The following is a 1,349-nucleotide window of genomic DNA, read 5'->3' as shown; positions in this document are numbered from 1 at the left end:
CTAATACTACAACAGCGTTTCGTTGTGTAGCATTCTGCGAGTGTCTGGTGTGGTCACTCGTGCGGATTTGGATGTGTGGGTTGCGGGCCTGGATGCGCTGTTCGCGCGGGTTGCTGGCCGGTTCGGTCGGGCAGAGCCGCGGCGGCAGGCCAGGGTTTATCTGACCGGGTTGCTGGCGCCGGTCGAACGCAAGAACGGCTGGCAGCTGGCCGAAGCTGCGGGTGACACGACCCCTGACCGGATGCAGCGGTTACTGAACAAGGCGCGCTGGGATGCCGACGAAGTACGCGACGACCTGCGTGCTTATGTGGCCGAGCATCTTGGTCATCGCGATGGTGTGCTGGCGGTGGATGAGACCGGGTTCATCAAGAAGGGCGCACGGTCGGCCGGGGTGCAGCGGCAGTACTCCGGCACGGCCGGTCGGGTCGAGAATTGCCAGCTCGGGGTGTTCCTGGCGTATGCGAGCCCGGCGGGCCGGGCGTTGATCGATCGGGAGTTGTATCTACCGAAGGCGTGGATCGGCGATCAGCAGCGCCGTGAGGACGCTGGCGTGCCCACCGAGGTATCGTTCGCGACCAAACCGCAGCTGGCGCAGGCCATGCTCAGCCGGGCCCTCGACGCCAGCATGCCCGCCCGATGGGTGACCGCAGATGAGGCTTACGGCCAGGACTCGAAGTTCCGGGCGTTCTGCGATCAGCGCCGGGTCGGCTACGTGGTGGCGGTACCACGCAGCCAGCAGGCTGGGGCAGGCGCCGGACGGGTCGACGGTCTTGCCGAGCAGGCACCCGCAGCGGCGTGGAAGCGCTTGTCCGCCGGCGACGGAGCCAAGGGACCACGGCTCTACGACTGGGCTTTGGCCGGCCTGCCCGGCTCCAGCGACGATCCCAGCCGCGACAGGTGGGTCCTGATCCGGCGCAGCATCGCCGAACCCGCCGACCTGGCTTTCTACCTGTGCGCCGGCCCTGCAGGCACCAGTATCGACATGCTCGTCCGGATCGCGGGCACCCGCTGGGCCATCGAGGAGTGCTTCCAGCAGGCCAAGACCGAGACCGGACTCGACCACTACCAGGTCCGCCGGTACCAGGCCTGGTACCGGCACATCACCCTGGCCATGCTTGCTCACGCCTACCTCGCCGTCACCGCTGCCATCGACCCAAAAGCAGCAGCGACCTGGTCGCCCTCAGCCCAGGCGAGATCCGCCGTCTCCTGGCACACGTAATCCACGGCGTCACCGTCTCCTTCGACCGCATCGCCGCCTGGTCACACCGACGCCGCCGCTACCAAGCCCGCGCCAAACAAAGCCACTACCAGCGAAGACGCAACCAGCACTACGAAACGCTGTTGTAGTA

Annotated in this window: 1 pseudogene; it reads left to right on the top strand. The window is 66.7% G+C overall.

What is annotated here, in order from left to right:
• Positions 1-49: 49 nt before the first annotated feature.
• Positions 50-1,349: pseudogene (locus AC0NH5_RS42965) on the top strand (IS701 family transposase); the annotation flags it as partial.

Source organism: Actinoplanes sp. 13, from assembly GCF_056134165.1.
The sequence above is the reverse complement of the archived record's forward strand: the minus strand, read 5'-3'. Positions and strand labels throughout refer to the sequence as shown.